This is a genomic window from Citrobacter sp. Ce119 (genome assembly GCF_030334525.1).
In the GTDB taxonomy this organism is placed as follows: Bacteria; Pseudomonadota; Gammaproteobacteria; order Enterobacterales; family Enterobacteriaceae; genus Citrobacter; species Citrobacter europaeus.
In genome coordinates, this window is record NZ_JAOWDR010000060.1 from 383730 (window position 1) to 400981 (window position 17252).

The following is a 17252-nucleotide window of genomic DNA, read 5'->3' on the forward strand; positions in this document are numbered from 1 at the left end:
GCATCTCATTGATTACTGCATGCCGCGCGTTTGCAAAAACAGGATGGTGGCAGCAACGCGAGAGCGCACGTTCAGTTTGCGCAGCAGGTTGCGAATATGCACCTTCACCGTCTGTTCGGAAATATTCAGCACCGATGCAATCTGTTTATTCGACAGCCCCTGAGCCAGCTCATGCAACACATCCAGTTCACGTTCGGTGAGAATGCTGAACGGATCTTCTTGAGCGCCGAACAGGTCGCGTTCGCGCAGATATTCACTGACGCGTGTGCTAAAAGCTTTACCGCCTTTGGCTCCGCTGCGAATGGCCTCCAGCAGGACTTCAGGATCGCTGTCTTTAAGCAAATAACCATCCGCGCCGGCATCAATTAGGGCGTACACATCGCTGGCGGCATCCGAAACGGTAAGAATAATAATTTGCGCAGTGACGCCATCCCGGCGCAGCGCATTCAGGGTATCCAGTCCGCTCATCCCTTTCATATTGAGATCTAACAGGATCACATCAAGGTCCAGGCGGTTTGCCAGATCGATAGCGCTGGCACCATCACCCGCTTCCGCGACTACGTTAAATGCGGGATCCAGTTGCAATAATTGACTAATTCCTCGCCGCATTAGTGGGTGGTCGTCAACAATCAGCACCCGAAAAGGCGTTGCTTCAGGCATACTATTCTCCTGAGTTTTTATTAGTATCATTATTGTTTTCAGCGCATCAATCGTCCAGATTCATCACGCTGATGAGAGGATAAATTTTACCCCAATTTGTGCATGGGTAAGTAGTAAAACCTGTGCTGAAGGCCGGAGTAATAATAAGGAATGTTGAATCGCAGGCATAAAAAAACCAACCATAAAGGTTGGTTTTTTTGGGATTTTTGGTCGGCACGAGAGGATTTGAACCTCCGACCCCCGACACCCCATGACGGTGCGCTACCAGGCTGCGCTACGTGCCGACGCTATGGCTGCTAATACTACTGCTTTCCGCTGCGAATGCAAGAGGATGCTTCGCTAACTGATTTATAATTAATCAGTTAGCGATAAATCGTTTCTCGTCCGTCAGAACCTGTAGCAGCAGGCTTAGCTGTGGTTTCTGATCTTTTATTTTCTCGCCGCGTAAATCATAGGTTTGATAATTACCGTTGTTATTCAGCACCAGCGTCATTTCTGGCGTGGTAACGGCCATCGTGCTGCCGTCGGCGGCGGTAACCCAGTAATGGCGGCGGGTTGCATTGAACAGATCCTGCCCCTGCGAGTACTCGTTAGCTGGCGTGCTGACGTGCAACAGGCGCTGCATAAGCGTTGTCATCAGGTCTGTATGATCGGTCAGGCTATTGATGCGCTGGGCAGGCGTTCCCGGCCAGTGAATAACCAGAGGCACCTGCAGATGACCGCGTGACCAGGCAAAATTGTTCTCTTCCTGCGTCAGCGGCACACCGCGGCCTGCGGTAATAATCACCACCGTGTTGTTCAGTTTGCCGGAGTCTCGCAGGGCGCTAAGCACGCGGTTGATGTTGGCATCCACATCCTGAGCGGCGTTGGCATAGCGTCTGGCAAAGTTCTTCTGGTTGCTGTCATCAAGGTTCGTGCCGTTAAAGGAGACCCACGAGAACCAGCGGTTATCTTCCTGCGCGTAGCGTCCCAGCCAGTTAATCCACTGGCTTGCGGTTTGTTCATCAGATTGTGTTTGCACGCTCGGCATGGAGAAATCTGACAGCAGCGCCTGGCGATAAAGCGGGCTGGTAAAGCCATCCGAGGAGAACAGCCCTAACTGATAACCCTGCTGATTTAGTGCAGAAATCAGCGCCGCAGGCGTTCGGGTCGACAAAATGCCGTCCATGTAGCTTGGCGAGACACCGTAGAACAGGCCGAAGATCCCGTTATCCGTGGTGTTGCCGGAACTCATGTGACGCGTAAAGGAGATATTCTGCCCGGCGAATTCAGCCAGCGCAGGCATCTGCTTTTCAAAGCGTGAGTAGTTCAGGCCGTCGACGGTGATCAGCAGGACGTTCTGACCAGTGCCCATATCACGATAGCGCAGTTCGCTAAGCGGGTATTGCACGGAAACCGCTTCCGGATTGCCCTGTTCGATCAGGCGACGCTGATACTCTTGCGCGTCCAGCAGGCCATGTTTTTCCAGGAACTTACGTGCCGTCATCGGGTAGGAGAGCGGCAGGTTCGCGCGCTGCATAGTAATCGGGCGATAGAAATTGGCATCCGCCCAGATATACACCACGTGCGAGGCGATAAAGGAAACGAAGAAGAATGCGGCTAACGGTTTAGCAAAATGTCGACGACGCGTCAGGCTGCGCAGCTTTTGCCAGCTCCAGGTCGCAAACAGCATTTCAATTAACAGGATAACCGGCACGCTGATAAACATCAGTTGCCAGTCACGCGCCGCTTCGTTCTGGTCAGGGTTGATGACCAGTTCCCAGACAATCGGATTGAGGTGCAGGTGGAAGCGGGTGAAAACTTCGCTGTCGATGAGCAACAGCGTCATGCCTGCCGTCGCCAGAATAGCTGATAAGAATCGCATCAGCCTCTGGGACATGACGATAAACGTCAGGGGAAACAGGATCAGCAGATAGGTGGCGAACACCAGAAAGCTAAAATGCCCGACAACGCTCAGGTAGGAATATACACGACCTGCAAGGGTTGTCGGCCAGTCGGCGACAAACAGGTAACGGCTACCGAGCACCATGGCCAACAGAATGTTGAACAAGGCAAACCAGTGCCCCCAGCTAACCATCTGGGAGACTTTCTCACGGTAGCGCTGACGATGAGTTACCATAAACTGTTGTTCGTTTCCCCGGAGCAGGCTCTTAATGCGCTTGGTCGTCGTTTACCGAAGACTGCAATGCGCGGGCAAAAGAGTTGGCAATCGCCTGGCGCTGGGCCGGTGCGATGCTTGTATTGATAAGGTTAGTCACCATATTTCCCAGTACCATCAGGGAAAGGTCGGTCGGCGCCTTATGTTTTTCCAGTACGTTGAGCATCTCATTCAGCAGTTGTTCAACGTGTTCGTCACTATAGCGGGAAATTTGTGGCATAAATCGAAATCAGTCTGTTCATGAAAGGGCAACATATTACCGTACGGACAGTTTTTTTTCTGCTTTTTTATCTTCTATTGCGTCACTGCCCGGCAGGTGGTTGAATACCGCCCGGTCTAAAAGGAGAGTTTATCATGAGTCTGGATATCAACCAGATTGCCCTGCACCAGCTTATCAAACGCGACGAGCAGAACCTTGAGCTGGTCTTGCGCGATTCATTACTGGAACCGACAGCGACCGTTGTCGATATGATGGCTGAGCTGCATCGGGTATATAGCGCCAAGAATAAAGCTTATGGCCTGTTTAGCGAAGAGAGTGAACTGGCGCAAACGCTGCGTTTACAGCGTCAGGGCGAAGAGGATTTTTTGGCCTTTAGTCGTGCAGCGACAGGGCGTTTGCGGGACGAACTGGCGAAATATCCTTTTGCCGACGGCGGTATTGTTCTGTTCTGCCATTACCGCTATCTGGCGGTAGAGTATCTGTTGGTCGCCGTGCTGAACAATTTAAGCAGTATGCGCGTCAATGAAAATCTGGATATCAACCCAACGCACTATCTGGATATCAATCATGCGGATATCGTGGCGCGTATTGATTTAACCGAGTGGGAAACCAACCCGGAGTCCACGCGCTATCTGACGTTCCTGAAAGGGCGGGTAGGGCGCAAAGTCGCTGATTTCTTTATGGACTTCCTCGGTGCCAGCGAAGGTCTTAATGCCAAAGCGCAAAACCGTGGGCTGCTGCAGGCGGTCGATGACTTTACCAATGAGGCGCAACTCGACAAAGCCGAACGCCAGAACGTGCGTCAGCAGGTGTACAGCTACTGTAACGAGCAGTTGCAGGCTGGTGAAGAGATTGAGCTGGAATCACTGTCCAAAGAGCTTTCCGGCGTCAGTGAAATTAGCTTCAGCGAATTTACCGCTGATAAAGGCTACGAGCTGGAAGAGAGCTTCCCGGCGGATCGCAGCACGTTGCGTCAGTTAACCAAATTTGCCGGCAGCGGCGGTGGGTTAACCATTAACTTCGACGCCATGTTACTGGGCGAGCGTATTTTCTGGGATCCGGCGACGGACACCTTGACCATCAAAGGTACGCCGCCGAACCTGCGCGATCAGCTCCAGCGTCGCACGTCGGGCGGGAAATAAAGCCGTTTGCCGGATGGGCGAGTTAACGCCTTTCCGGCCTGCGAGATACACCTTTACCGCCAGCAAAATCCCATAAAAAAACCCCGCCGAGGCGGGGTTTTTCTTCAACTTCCAGGCGATTACGCGCGAACGAAGTCGATGTGAGTCAGCTTCGGCTTGAACGGGTGACGCTGTACAGCCTGAGCTTTAACTTTAACTTCTTTACCGTCAACAACGATGGTCAGAACTTCGCTGTAGAATTCAGCTTTAGCTTGCATGTTCATAACTGCATCGTGATCCAGTTCGATAGCAATCGGGGCTTCTGCGCCACCGTAGATGATTGCCGGGAACTTGTTAGCGGCACGCAGGCGGCGGCTCGCACCCTTACCCTGCTCTTTACGTACTTCAGCGTTGATAGTAAACATTTAAATCTCTCTTTAATAATTCCTGCTACAGGCGACCCAGCAACAGGTAAGTGATCTGCTTTGCGTATGCAAAAGCGGGCGAGATTCTATACTCAAACGGCTGGTATATCAATCAAAAGTACGATTAACCGCGTAATTCATGTGCCCGGCGAAAGCGACCTTCATAATCGAAGACCTTTTCACGCACCTGCCAGTACTGACCTTTCATACGCGCCACCACGAAATCAGGATGACGTAACAGCGCCTGTTGGGCGAGGATATCGGCGGCGGTTATCCAGCGTAAGGGAATGCCAGGCGTTCGGGTGTGCGGGCGAATAAACAGTTGTTCGAAGGCCGTTCGCTGCGCGGGAGTGTGCAGGCGAAAGCGTTCGCTGACGTCGGCGCCATCCTCATCGTAATAGGTGATTTTCAGCCATTCGCCTTTTTCATCCAGGCCGTTTTGTAACACCATGCCGCTACAGCGCAGAACCAGCGCATCTTTGAGCCTGAGCGCGGCTTTCAGCATGTCATCCGGGTCGACCAGCACCGTGTCGCACTCCCGACAACGGCGGGCGGCGATATCATTTTCCGCATTGCACTGTGGGCAGTTTTTAAAACGGAAACGAAAATCACACTGTTCGCGATGGCCGTCATCATCTTCAAACCATCCCTGGCAGCGGCGGCCAAAATGTTCAATCAGCGTGCCGTCAGCCGTTGTTTTGCCCCAGAAGGTGTTGGCAAACCCGCAGGCAGGACAGAATACCTGTACCGGAACGTTGTCGCTTTTTCCTTTCGGCGCTCCCACTTCCGGCGCGTACAGATCGTGCGGGTTGCCGGCGTAATCGAGGATCAGACAGTCGGTTTTACCCGGCGCCAGGCGCAGCCCACGACCGACAATTTGTTGGTAAAGGCTAACTGACTCTGTTGGGCGCAGAATAGCGATAAGGTCGACGTGCGGGGCATCGAAGCCGGTGGTCAGGACCGACACATTCACCAGATAGCGAAAGCGCTGAGCTTTGAACTCTTCAATCAGCACGTCGCGCTCAGCGCCTGGCGTGTCTCCGGTGATTAGCGCGGCGTCGTCAGCGGGCAGCAGGCCCAGAATCTCTTTAGCATGCTCAACGGTGGCGGCGAAAATCATCACCCCTTTGCGCGTCTGAGCAAACTCGACAATCTGGCTGATGATATGCGGCGTTATTCGCTGCTGTTTTTTCAATTCCTGATTCAGGTCCGCTTCGCTAAACAGGCCGTTACTCTGCGCCTGCAGGCGGCTGAAGTCATATTGTACTACCGGCATGTCGAGGCGTTCTGGCGGCGTCAGGTAGCCGTGTTTAATCATGTAACGCAGCGGTAATTCATAAATGCAGTCGCGAAACAGCGCTTTTTCATCGCCGCGCACCATACCGTGATAATGAAAATGATAAATCCAGCCTTTACCCAAACGAAAAGGCGTGGCGGTAAGCCCGAGCAGGCGTAAGTGGGGATTTACTTTAGTCAGGTGAGTGAGGATTTGCTGATACTGACTCTCTTCATCATCGCCAATGCGATGGCATTCATCGACGATTAGCAGCGAGAACTCTCCCTGAAAGGCGTCCAGATTACGCGCCACCGACTGTACGCTGCCAAACACCACTTTCCCGTGGCTCTCTTTACGCTTCAGGCCTGCGGCAAAAATATCGGCTTCCAGCCCCAGTGCGCAATATTTGGCATGGTTTTGTGCAACCAACTCTTTGACGTGCGCCAGTACCAGTACGCGGCCACGCGCCACGCGGGCCAGTTCGGCAATCACCAGACTTTTGCCCGCGCCGGTTGGCAGGACGATAACCGCCGGCGTGCGGTGGTGGCGAAAATGGTTGAGCGTGGCATCCACGGCTTCTTTTTGGTACGGGCGAAGAGTAAAAATCATGGGCTCATTAAGGTAAACAGCAACAATGTATAGTATGCCATGAATCATTTCCCTTGAGGGATGGTGTAACGCCGCTATACTGGGCGGATAATAGTCCCACTTGTCGGGCGCAAACCCGCTTCTCGTATTTTTACAGGCAAAAATCACACTCATGCGACTTGATAAATTTATCGCTCAGCAACTCGGCGTCAGCCGCGCTATTGCCGGGCGTGAGATCCGTGCTAACCGCGTTACCGTAGACGGTGAAATCGTCAGAAATAGCGCTTTTAAGCTGCTGCCAGAACACGACGTAGAATATGACGGTAATTCCCTGGTTCAGCAAAATGGCCCGCGCTATTTTATGCTGAATAAGCCTCAGGGTTATGTTTGCTCAACGGATGACCCCGATCACCCGACGGTCCTCTATTTCCTTGATGAACCGGTTGCCTACAAGCTGCATGCGGCAGGGCGTCTGGATATCGACACTACCGGACTGGTGCTGATGACCGATGACGGACAGTGGTCGCATCGCATCACGTCGCCACGTCACCATTGTGAGAAAACCTATCTGGTGACGCTGGAGTCGCCAGTGGCAGACGATACCGCCGAACAGTTTGCCCGTGGCGTACAGTTGCATAACGAAAAAGACCTGACCAAACCGGCCGTGCTGGAAGTCATTACGCCAACTCAGGTGCGATTGACCATCAGTGAAGGGCGCTATCATCAGGTTAAACGTATGTTTGCCGCCGTGGGTAACCACGTTGTGGAACTGCACCGTGAACGGATTGGTGACATCAGGCTTGATGATGATCTGGAGCCGGGCGAATACCGCCCATTGACCGAAGAAGAAATCGCCAGCGTTAACTTAACCCCGCGTTAATTTCAGGAGCTAAATGTGACCACCCGGCAGAACTCGTCAATTGCCATTGTCTTTATCCTTGGCTTATTAGCCATGTTGATGCCGTTGTCGATTGATATGTATCTTCCGGCGCTGCCTGTTATCTCTGAACAGTTTGGTGTGCCTGCAGGTAGCGCGCAGATGACCCTCAGCACCTATATTCTTGGGTTCGCGGTGGGGCAGTTGCTGTATGGTCCAATGGCTGACAGCATTGGGCGCAAGCCGGTTATTCTGGGCGGGACGCTGGTATTTGCGGCGGCGGCAGTTGCCTGTGCGCTGGCGCAAACTATCGATCAACTGATCGTCATGCGTTTCTTCCATGGTCTGGCGGCTGCGGCGGCGAGCGTGGTTATCAACGCCCTGATGCGCGATATCTATCCAAAGGAAGAGTTTTCACGCATGATGTCATTTGTCATGCTGGTCACGACAATTGCGCCGCTGTTAGCGCCCATCGTAGGCGGTTGGGTGCTGGTATGGCTGAGCTGGCACTACATCTTTTGGATCCTCGCCGTGGCGGCTATTCTGGCATCGGTGATGATCTTTACGCTGATCAAAGAGACCTTACCGGTAGAGCGTCGTCAGCCGTTTCGCCTGCGTACTACTCTTGGCAATTTTGCCTCGCTGTTTCGCCATAAACGCGTACTGAGCTATATGCTGGCCAGTGGGTTCAGCTTTGCCGGGATGTTCTCGTTCCTGAGCGCCGGACCTTTTGTCTATATTGAGATCAACCACGTTTCGCCGCAGCATTTCGGTTATTACTTCGCGCTGAATATTGTTTTCCTGTTCGTGATGACCATCATCAACAGCCGCTTTGTTCGTCGGGTTGGCGCATTGAATATGTTCCGTACCGGCCTGTGGATCCAGTTCGTGATGGCGGGCTGGATGGTCTTTAGCGCACTGTTCGGGGTTGGTTTCTGGGCGCTGGTGGTGGGTGTTGCGGCGTTCGTTGGCTGTGTGTCGATGGTGTCATCCAACGCCATGGCGGTTATTCTGGATGAATTTCCGCATATGGCGGGAACGGCGTCATCGTTGGCTGGGACATTCCGCTTCGGCATTGGCGCTATCGTTGGGGCGCTGTTATCTCTGGCAACCTTTAACTCGGCCTGGCCAATGATATGGTCGATAGCGTTTTGCGCTACCAGTTCAATTCTCTTCTATCTCTACGCCAGTCGCGCCAAAAAACGGTGATCTATTACACAACCTGGGGGTCATAAGGCCTCCAGAGTTGATGTACATCAACCGCAAATCTATCATTTTCCCTGCTTATGTTTATTTTATGTAAAATCAATTTATGTAAAAAGTCACATCATTGTAGTTAAAAAGGTTGAGTTAGATCGCAGAAACGAGTACATATAGCGCGGAAATATGCCAGAACCGTTGAATAAATTTAAATAGTGGGTTCGGAAAACGGCATAACGACAGGGTGTAAACGTTTACCAACTGTTTAAAGACGTATTGTCAATGATGTGTTAATATTGATGTAAAATAATTGTGAAGTAATTGTACTTCCAGGGAAAGAAAGTGATGACATTACAACTCTCAATCGTTCATCGTCTGCCGCAGTGCTATCGTTGGTCGGTGGGTTTCGCAGGTTCAAAAGTTGAACCGATTCCGCAAAACGGTCAGAGCAATGAGAACAGCCTGGTGGCGCTCAAATTGCTTAGCCCTGATGGTGACAGCGCGTGGTCAGTCATGCATAAACTCAGCCAGGCCCTCAGCGACATTGAGGTACCTTGTTCTGTACTGGAATGCGAAGGAGAGCCGTGCCTGTTTGTGAATCGTCAGGATGAATTTGCCGCGACCTGCAGGCTGAAAAATTTCGGCGTGGCTATCGCAGAGCCGTTTTCAAATAACAATCCGTTTTGAGCGTCAGCTTAGCGCAAGCAGCTGACGCGTATATGCCTGTTGTGGCGCGTTAAATACGTGCTCGCATTGTCCTTGTTCCACGACCTCTCCCTGCCTTAGTACAATAACCTGATGGCATAACGCGCGTACTACGTGCAAATCATGGCTGATAAAGATATAAGCCAGGCGATGCTTTTCCTGTAACGACTTTAACAACTTCAGGATTTGCGCCTGTACGGTTCTGTCGAGCGACGATGTTGGTTCATCAAGAATGATCAGGGAAGGCTTGAGAATCAACGCTCTGGCAATGGCTATACGTTGACGTTGGCCGCCGGAAAACTCCGCCGGATAACGATGCTGCGTTTCGCTATCCAGACCCACTTCCGCCATTACCGCTTTCACCTGCGCTTCGCGCTGTTCGGCTGACAGGGTTGGCTGATGAACGCGTAACCCCTCCTCAATAATCTGTAGCACGCTCAGGCGCGGGTTCAGCGAGGAATTGGGATCCTGAAAAACCACCTGAATGCGGTGACGGACCGGCAACAGCTGGCGACGATTTAAGGTATGTAGCGCCAGACCATCGAACACAATGCTACCCTGTGAGGTGATAAGTCTCAGCAGCGCCAGCCCGGTAGTACTTTTCCCCGATCCAGATTCCCCAACCAGCCCCAGCGTTTCACCGGGCCGGAGGGAAAAACTGACGTTATTAACGACGACGTTATGGTCCACCACGCGCTTCAGAATACCTTTGCGAATGGGAAAGGCGACGCGGAGTTTCTCCACTTCCAGCAGCGGAGCTTGCCCAGCAGGTACAGGCACCGGATCGCCGGAAGGTTCGCTGTTTAACAATTTCTGCGTGTAGGGATGCGTTGGCGCAGCCAACAGCTGTGCTGCTCGATTTTGCTCAACGCACTGGCCGTTTTGCATGACCGCAACGGTATCGGCCAGCTTTTTCACAATGCTCAGGTTGTGGGTGATGAACAGTAATCCCATGTTCAGCTCACGCTGCAACTCTCGCAGCAACTGCAGGATCTGCGCCTGTACCGAAACGTCCAGCGCGGTGGTCGGTTCATCGGCAATAAGCAGCTCCGGTCGTGTTAGCAGCGCCATGGCGATCATCACACGCTGGCGTTCACCGCCGGACAGCTGGTGCGGGTAGTCTGCAAGACGTTTGGCCGCCTGACGGATGCCAACGCGATCCAGACAGGTCAGAATCTCGGCCCGTGCAGCCTCGCGACGCATCCCCCGATGCAGCGACAGCACTTCATAAAGCTGTTTTTCCAGGTTGTGGAGCGGGTTCAGTGACACCATCGGCTCCTGGAAAATCATGGCGATTTTATTCCCCCGTACGCCGCGAAGCGTCTGCTCGTTGGCGTGAAGTAATGATTCTCCATGAAAACGAATGTCGCCGGAAAGGTAGACTACCGGAGGGGAGGGTAATAACCGTAAAATAGAAAGCGCGGTCACGCTTTTACCCGAACCAGATTCACCCACCAGCGCCAGAGTTTGTCCGGCATCAACCCGCAGTGAGAGGGCGTTGACGACGGTGCGCACGGTCTCTTGTTGGCGAAAACCTACCGATAAATTCTCAATAGCTAACAGCGGTTGTGTCATCTTAAATCGCCTTATTGGGATCGAACGCGTCGCGTACTGCTTCACCGATGAAGATCAGTAGCGATAATAGCAGAGCGACGGAGATGAACGCGGTGATCCCAAGCCACGGTGCCTGCAGGTTGTTTTTACCCTGCAACAGGAGTTCTCCGAGCGATGGCGAGCCAAGCGGTAAACCGAACCCAAGAAAATCCAGCGAGGTCAGGGTGGTTATCGAGGCACATAATATAAACGGTAAAAATGTCAGGGCGGCGACCATCGCGTTGGGTAGCATATGACGCAGAATAATACTGCTATCGCTTACGCCAAGCGCCTGAGCGGCACGAATGTAATCAAAGTTTCGGGTACGTAAAAACTCCGCGCGCACCACGCCAACCAGGCTCATCCAGCCAAACAGCACGGTAATGCCCAGCAGCCACCAGAAGTTAGGCTGGACCACGCTCGACAGCAGAATGATCAGAAACAGCGTTGGCATTCCTGACCAAACTTCAATGAATCGTTGCCCCCACAGATCCACCTTGCCGCCATAGTAGCCCTGGATTGCGCCAGCCATGATCCCCATCACGCTGGAGCACAGGGTTAGCATTAATCCAAACAGGACAGAAATACGTGTGCCGTAGAGGATCCGCGCCAGCACGTCACCGCCATTGGCGTCTGTGCCCAGCCAGTTTTGTGCCGAAGGCGGGGAAGGGAAGGGCTTATCGGTGGCAAAGTTAATGCTGGTGGCCCCAAAGCGGATTGGTGCCCACAGGATCCAGCCCTGGTTTTCCAGGCGTTGCTGTAGCCACGGATCCTGATAATCAGCCTGGGTCGCCAGCGGTCCGCCGAAATCGCTTTCGCTGTAGTTTTTGAACAGCGGGAAATACCAGCTATTGTCGTAGCGCACCAGCAGCGGCTTATCATTGGCAATCAGTTCTGAACACAGGCTAAGACCGAACAGCACCAGAAAAATCCACAGCGACCAGTAGCCGCGACGGTTGTGGCGAAAGCGCGCCCAGCGAGCCTGATTAACGGGGCTTAATCGCGACATTAGCGTCCCTCAAAATCAATACGGGGATCGACCAGCGTATAGCTGATGTCGCTGAGGATATTCAGCAGCAGACCGATCAGGGTGAAAATATAGAGCGTGCCGAACATCACCGGGTAGTCGCGTGATACGGTGGATTCATAACCCAGAAGTCCCAGACCGTTAAGCGAGAACATCACTTCAATCAGCAGTGAGCCGGTAAAAAACATGCTGATAAACGTCGCCGGAAAGCCAGCGATCACCAGCAACATGGCATTGCGAAACACATGTTTCCACAGAATATTTTTCTCGCTGACACCTTTGGCGCGCGCGGTGACGACATACTGCTTGCGTACCTCATCCAGAAATGAGTTTTTGGTCAACATGGTCAGCGCGGCAAACCCGCCAACCACCGTCGCCAGCACCGGTAGGGTAATATGCCAAAGGTAGTCGGTCACTTTCTGATACCAGGGCAGGGAGTCAAAATTGGCGGAAACCAGCCCGCGAAGCGGGAACAGGTCGTAGTAGCTTCCCCCGGCAAAAAAGACAATCAGCAAAATGGCAAACAGAAAGGCCGGTATGGCATAGCCGATAATAATAAATGCGCTGCTCCAGACATCAAATCGGCTGCCATTGTGTACCGCTTTGCGGATCCCAAGCGGGATCGACACCAGATAAATGATGAGCGTACTCCACAGCCCAAGCGTAACGGAAACAGGCAGGCTGTCTTTGATAAGCGTCAGCACTGAGGCGCTACGAAACAGGCTATCGCCGAAATCGAAACGAACATAGTCCCAGAGCATTTTGAAATAACGCTCATGAATAGGCTTATCGAACCCGTAGCGGCGAGTGATTTCGGCGATAACCTCCGGATCCAGACCCCGTCCGCCTCGATAATTACTGTCGCTGATGTTTCCAACGCCGGTTTGCGCGTGGCTGGCGTGAACGCCTTCGCTGCCCGCGCCGGGTAATGCCCCGCTTTGCCCGAACTCAATAGCGGCGACGGCCTGCTCAACCGGGCCGCCGGGGGCGATTTGCACGATAAAAAAGTTGATGGTGATGATGGCCCAAAGCGTTGGGATCACCAGCAGCAGACGTCGAATCAGATAAGCGCCCATTTATTCTCCCTGCCGCCTGGCTGCGGGCAGCTTCTCCGCTTTATTGACGTCATACCACCAGTTGTCGAGGCCAATAGTATAAATTGGGCGAATAGCAGGATGCGAAAATTTATCCCACCATGCAATGCGATCCTCTGCCATGAACCACATCGGCAACATGTAGTAGTTCCAGGTTAATACCCTGTCCAGTGCGCGGCCCAGCGGGATCAGCTTGGCTTTATCACCTTGTGCCGCGATGATCTGACCGATCAGTTTATCAATCACCGGGCTTTGCACTCCTGGAGCGTTATAGCTGGAGTCAATATAGTCAGAGGCCCAAAGAATTTGCAGGTCGGAGCTCGGCCACGGCATTGCGCGATACAACCTTGGCATCATGTCATAGTCGCGACTGCGCAGGCGGTTTGTGATTTGTGAGTTATCCACCTGGCGGATATTCATTGTAATGCCCAGGCGCTGCAGGTTGTGCTGGAACGGCAGCACCCACTGACTGTTGCTGCCCGCCGGGAGCAACAGTTCAAAGCTCAGAGGTTTACCGCTGGTGCTGTTTACGCGCTGCTGTCCCTTTAAGACCCATCCGGCCTGTTCCAGTAAGGTATCGGCTTTCAACAGGTTGTCACGATCGTAGCCATCGCCTTTTGATTTTGGCGGCTGGTATATTTGGCTAAAGACCTCAGGGGGGAGATCTTTTTTCAAAGGCGCGAGTATCACCAGTTCATCCGCATCGGGGTATTTTGTCGCGGCATATTCGGTATTCTGAAAATAGCTGTTGGTCCGGCTCCAGGCGTTATAGAACAGCGCTTTATTCATCCATTCAAAATCAAAGGCCAGCGTGATGGCTTCCCGCACCCGCCGGTCGCTGAACACCGGTCGCTGAATATTAAATGCCAGCCAGCGGGTATCCTGGGCGGATTCGTTTTTTTGCTCATCTTTGATGATGTAATGATTGGCGAAATTTTTCCCGGTATAACGCGTTGCCCAGTTTTTGGCATCGTTTTCAAGACGCAGGTCAAACGCCCCAGCCTTAAACGCTTCAAAGGCGACGTTGTCATCCAGATAGTAGTCGTAGCGAATGGTATCAAAGTTCCAGCGCCCGCGGTTAACTGGCAGGTTCGCGGCCCAATAATCTTTGACGCGTGAATAGACTATATACTGACCCATCTTCCATTTCGCGATGCGATAAGGGCCGCTGGCGAGCGGAGGCGATGATAAGGGATCGCTGAGCTTATGATCTTTCCAGTACTTCTCTGGCATCACGGGTAATGAAAACAGGCTGAGCATGTCCTCTTTACCCGGCTTGGCTAATTCAATGCGTACGGTTAATGGCGCGATCGCTTTTACCGTTGTTCCCTTATAGACCAGACGAAACTGCGGCACGCCTTCAGTCATAAATTTGTGGAAGGTGAATGCGACATCGCTGGCGGTAATGGGGGAGCCATCGTGAAAACGCGCCCGCGGATTGATGGCGATTTCTACCCAGGAATAGTCGTCAGCATAGCGTGCGCTGTCGGCGATGAGCGGATAGTAGCTGCCAGGTTCGTCGTCGGAGGTGGTAAACAGCGTGTCGTAAAGCGTTTCGGTACGTGCACCGGGGTTACCGCGCATCGCATAGCGGTTGAAGTTATCGAAGGTGCCGATGGCGGAGAGGGTGATTTGCCCGCCTTTGGGGGCTGCAGGGTTCACGTAATCAAAGTGATTAAAGTTAAACGCGTACTTCGGTTCGCCCAGTACGGCAAAAGCATAGCTTTCTTTGATGGACTGGGCCTCGGCGCTAAACCCGATGAGGGCGATGAACAGAAGCAATACGCGAGGGATCATTAAAAGCGATTTCCTTTTCCTGCTACAACCCGACGGGCATCATGCCTGAAAGATAAGGGATGTAGCGGCGAGTGAGAGTTTATGATTCGCATACTGCGATCACCACGTCGGCTTATTGGGCTGTGCCATCCAACGCACGAAATCAGCAAGCTTTAATGGTCGGCTAATCCAGTATCCCTGGAAAAAATGCACCCCACGATCGCGCAGCCAACGGGCTTGCTCAGGCGTTTCAACCCCTTCAGCAACCGTCAGCATATTAAGACGCTTAGAGAGTGTCAACACAGCGTCCAGAACCGGAGAGGTCAGGGTCTCTGTTCCGATGGCGTTAATAAAGCCGCGATCGATTTTCAGATAGTCAACGGTAAAGCGTTCCAGATAAATCAGTGCGCTATGACCGGTGCCAAAATCGTCAATGGCAATTTCAAAACCTGCTGAATGAAGCCATTCAAATAGCTTCGTGGCCTCGTGTTGATTGAGCATATCCCGTTCGGTGATTTCCAGCACCATCTGGAAATGGTTTGCGGGAAGCGAATCCTGCAGGCGATGAATGTCGTCTTTAAACGTTTCGCCGTGCAGATGCGTTGGCGCGATGTTGATCCCCAATTTTGCGCCAGCGGGTAAGACTTTTTGCAGCATCGGCGCGTCCTGCGCAATCAACTTAAAGAGATGCTGGGTCAGCGGGACAATCATTTTCTGTGATTCGGCGTAGTGAATGAAGGCATCCGGCGGGATTTCACCCGTTGTCGGATGATTCCAGCGTAATAACACCTCGGCACCTTTCACCTCGAGCGTTTGCACCTCTACAACGGGCTGGTACACCACATAAAATTGGTTATGTTTGATAGCGTTGAGGATATCTTTGCCCGGGCGTAAACGGATGGTGTAGATGTAATACCAGAGAAGAAGAGCGGCAATAATCCCCGCCATACACCCCAACATAATCGAATACCAGACGTCGGTGTAGGTCCACTCATCGGCATATAAACGAATCTGTAGCGGGATACCTTCCAGACTCGCCTGCCGCCAGCGAGATTTAGGCAGGGCGGAGACATCAATAATCCGTGATGAAAATGTCGAAATTGCGTTATCACCGACGACGATGGCAATGCCGTCAAAATCATCCTGTCGGGCGGTATAAAGCAGGTAAGGAGCCAGATTAATATTCAGTGAGGTAAACACGCCGCTGTCAGTAAACGATGGGTTGCGGTGCCAAATCATTATCGCCGGCTTGTTCGGCATCATGGGCGTGCCGGGGAGTAATTCCACGTCAATAGTTCTGCTGATATCAAGGCTTGGGACCAGATCTAAAATCGGGGTGAACATTGAACCCGTTGCGGAGGAGCAGAAAGCAATGCCGTTTTTGACCAGTAAAAATGCGCGGACGTTGAGGCTAAAGGCCGCGCTGGAGGTCAGCTTAGCGCCGACTTGTTGGCAACTGTTGGCGACCAGTGGCTGAAGGGCATCTGTGGTGGTTTGGAGATCGGCAAAGTAGCTACTGACATAATTCTGGATATCGGTAAGGAGCGTGTCGTACTTAACGTCTCGTTTATGCCAGGTCACGAAAAATTGCAGGGTACTCACAAGGAGCGCGACGATAAGCCCCGTTAACATACAGGAAAGCAGGATTTTCCGACCGGATGAAGAGGAGCGTCTGAACATAGTTCCTTATGTTTACCTGAGTTAAGCGCTTATTCTGTATGAATATAACCTGAAATGACTCACCTTGTGAGATTTTTCTTAGTCACGAGGCGAAGCCAAAAAAAAAGCACCGCCGAAGCAGTGCTTTTCAATATGTCTCATCAGGATAGCCAAGGGATAGCTGCCAAACGAAATTAACTGCGGCTCAGGACCCGGCGAGCTTCGTTGTAACGTTTTTTCCAGTAAGGTTCGTTCATGCTGGAAATGATAACGCCACTGCTGGTCGAGGCATGTACGAACTGGTTGTTGCCGATATAAATACCGACGTGACGGCCGGTGGAACCAGCACGGAACAGAACCAGATCGCCTGTGCGCAGGTTAGTGCGCGAAACGGATTTACCCGTTTCCTGTTGTTCGTAGGTTGAGCGAGGAAGCTCTAAACCAAATTGCTCACGGAACGTACGTTGTACGAAGCTTGAACAATCAATACCTTTTTTGGTGCTGCCGCCAAGGCGGTAACGCACGCCTTTCCAGTCAGCATACTGGTCCATAATACGTGATTTAACATCGATATTACGCACCATATTTTCAAATTCATCCTGAGAGGCTTGCAGTGAAGAGTTATCTCCATTGCCCACAGCATGCGTCTCAGAATGCATATTCCTGGCGGTGTTCGTTGTGCTACATGCAGAAAGCAGAACCGCAACTGCTATCGCGGGTATGCCCCGCAAGATATATCTCAAAATCGGTTGAGATTTGACCATTTTGTTTGTTTTCCCTTGAAGTCCTTAACGATAAATATCGTTATAAAAAATGCCAAACGTGACGAGACTAATTACCCTCGCACGATGAGACAATTCTTTAAGGTCAAAT

At 52.2% G+C, this 17252-nt stretch carries 15 protein-coding genes and 1 tRNA gene; 4 read left to right on the forward strand and 12 right to left on the reverse strand.

Annotation, left to right across the window (positions count from 1 at the left end):
• Nucleotides 1-12: 12 nt before the first annotated feature.
• The 4 genes from narP to OGV80_RS22105 all read right to left on the reverse strand — a co-directional run bounded on the left by narP (nt 13) and on the right by OGV80_RS22105 (nt 3038).
• A complete protein-coding gene (narP, locus tag OGV80_RS22090; RefSeq protein WP_016153764.1) occupies nt 13-660 on the reverse strand; it encodes a nitrate/nitrite response regulator protein NarP in 648 nt (215 codons plus the stop codon).
• Nucleotides 661-867: 207 nt separating this feature from the next.
• Nucleotides 868-944: transfer RNA gene (locus tag OGV80_RS22095), tRNA-Pro, on the reverse strand.
• 74 nt (nt 945-1018) lie between these two features.
• On the reverse strand, nt 1019-2779 hold the full coding sequence (gene yejM / locus OGV80_RS22100) for an LPS biosynthesis-modulating metalloenzyme YejM (RefSeq protein WP_043016996.1): 1761 nt from the start codon (nt 2777-2779) through the stop codon (nt 1019-1021).
• A 31-nt stretch (nt 2780-2810) separates the two neighbouring features.
• The gene (locus OGV80_RS22105) at nt 2811-3038 is read right to left on the reverse strand and encodes a YejL family protein (protein ID WP_003027506.1); all 228 of its coding nucleotides are present in this window, start codon (nt 3036-3038) and stop codon (nt 2811-2813) included.
• 134 nt (nt 3039-3172) lie between these two features.
• Here OGV80_RS22105 and yejK point away from each other — a divergent pair, with 134 nt between their 5' ends.
• Nucleotides 3173-4180 carry a nucleoid-associated protein YejK gene (gene yejK, locus OGV80_RS22110; RefSeq protein ID WP_043016995.1) on the forward strand — a complete coding sequence of 336 codons (1008 nt, stop codon included), beginning with the start codon at nt 3173-3175 and terminating at the stop codon, nt 4178-4180.
• Nucleotides 4181-4299: 119 nt separating this feature from the next.
• Here yejK and rplY read toward each other — a convergent pair whose 3' ends face one another.
• Nucleotides 4300-4584: a 50S ribosomal protein L25 gene (gene rplY / locus OGV80_RS22115; protein WP_043016994.1), complete on the reverse strand. Its 285-nt coding sequence runs from the start codon at nt 4582-4584 to the stop codon at nt 4300-4302.
• A gap of 124 nt (nt 4585-4708) precedes the next feature.
• A complete protein-coding gene (gene radD, locus OGV80_RS22120; protein WP_087051440.1) occupies nt 4709-6469 on the reverse strand; it encodes a DNA repair helicase RadD in 1761 nt (586 codons plus the stop codon).
• A 151-nt stretch (nt 6470-6620) separates the two neighbouring features.
• Here radD and rsuA point away from each other — a divergent pair, with 151 nt between their 5' ends.
• The 3 genes from rsuA (at nt 6621) to OGV80_RS22135 (ending at nt 9212) form a co-directional block, all read left to right on the forward strand.
• A complete protein-coding gene (rsuA, locus tag OGV80_RS22125; protein WP_080624908.1) occupies nt 6621-7328 on the forward strand; it encodes a 16S rRNA pseudouridine(516) synthase RsuA in 708 nt (235 codons plus the stop codon).
• A 15-nt stretch (nt 7329-7343) separates the two neighbouring features.
• Nucleotides 7344-8534: a Bcr/CflA family multidrug efflux MFS transporter gene (locus OGV80_RS22130; protein WP_043016992.1), complete on the forward strand. Its 1191-nt coding sequence runs from the start codon at nt 7344-7346 to the stop codon at nt 8532-8534.
• Nucleotides 8535-8867: 333 nt separating this feature from the next.
• Nucleotides 8868-9212, forward strand: a complete 345-nt coding sequence (locus OGV80_RS22135; protein WP_029139605.1) for a YejG family protein — start codon at nt 8868-8870, stop codon at nt 9210-9212.
• A gap of 3 nt (nt 9213-9215) precedes the next feature.
• On the opposite strand, the gene yejF is transcribed toward OGV80_RS22135, so the two are convergent.
• The 6 genes from yejF to mepS form a co-directional block, all read right to left on the reverse strand.
• Nucleotides 9216-10805, reverse strand: a complete 1590-nt coding sequence (gene yejF, locus OGV80_RS22140) for a microcin C ABC transporter ATP-binding protein YejF (RefSeq protein WP_286515766.1) — start codon at nt 10803-10805, stop codon at nt 9216-9218.
• A gap of 1 nt (nt 10806) precedes the next feature.
• On the reverse strand, nt 10807-11832 hold the full coding sequence (locus OGV80_RS22145; protein WP_043016990.1) for an ABC transporter permease: 1026 nt from the start codon (nt 11830-11832) through the stop codon (nt 10807-10809).
• Nucleotides 11832-12926 carry a microcin C ABC transporter permease YejB gene (locus tag OGV80_RS22150; protein WP_286515768.1) on the reverse strand — a complete coding sequence of 365 codons (1095 nt, stop codon included), beginning with the start codon at nt 12924-12926 and terminating at the stop codon, nt 11832-11834. The genes OGV80_RS22145 and OGV80_RS22150 overlap by 1 nt, the downstream gene beginning before the upstream one ends.
• Nucleotides 12927-14741 (reverse strand): extracellular solute-binding protein, encoded by a 1815-nt coding sequence (locus OGV80_RS22155; RefSeq protein ID WP_043016988.1) that lies wholly within the window; start codon nt 14739-14741, stop codon nt 12927-12929.
• A gap of 99 nt (nt 14742-14840) precedes the next feature.
• Complete coding sequence (locus tag OGV80_RS22160) at nt 14841-16400, reverse strand: cyclic di-GMP phosphodiesterase (protein ID WP_047409910.1); 1560 nt, start codon at nt 16398-16400, stop codon at nt 14841-14843.
• A gap of 173 nt (nt 16401-16573) precedes the next feature.
• Nucleotides 16574-17143, reverse strand: coding sequence for a bifunctional murein DD-endopeptidase/murein LD-carboxypeptidase (mepS, locus tag OGV80_RS22165; RefSeq protein ID WP_003027474.1), 570 nt, complete (start codon nt 17141-17143; stop codon nt 16574-16576).
• Between the last annotated feature and the right edge of the window lie 109 nt (nt 17144-17252).